Here is a 411-nt window from a genome sequence, read left to right as displayed (position 1 = left end):
CCCTGGCGGCACTGCCCTGAGCGGGCGAGGCGAAGCCGGCGCCACCGTCGAAGTGCGTGACGCCGACGGTAATCTACTGGGCCGTGGCATGGTCACTGCCAATGGCACCTTCTTGGTCAGCCTTGATCCTGCTGCACAGCCCGGCGAGCAATTGAGCCTGGTGCAGATTGACCCAAGCGGTAACGCTTCGGTCGCCGTGGATTACGAGGTCCCTCTTACCACCGCGCCGGAGAGCCCGACCAACCTGACCGTCAACGCGGACGGTACAGCGCTGACCGGTACTGCGCCGGCTGGCTCTCGCGTAGAAGTCCGTGGGGCAGATGGCACGTTGATTGGTAGTGCTGTCGCCAATGCCGATGGCACCTTTAGCATCACGCTGAATCCAGCCCAAGCCAACGGCGAATTGCTGGA

At 63.5% G+C, this 411-nt stretch carries 1 protein-coding gene; it reads left to right on the top strand.

Going from position 1 to position 411, the window contains the following annotated elements:
• Nucleotides 1–411, top strand: a 411-nt coding sequence (locus tag IAE38_RS23685) for an Ig-like domain-containing protein (protein ID WP_236404394.1), incomplete at both ends; no start/stop codon positions are given.

It is taken from the genome of Pseudomonas sp. S32, from assembly GCF_016648095.1.
GTDB classification, from domain to species: domain Bacteria; phylum Pseudomonadota; class Gammaproteobacteria; order Pseudomonadales; family Pseudomonadaceae; genus Aquipseudomonas; species Aquipseudomonas parafulva.
This window is presented reverse-complemented; position numbering and strand designations above follow the sequence as displayed.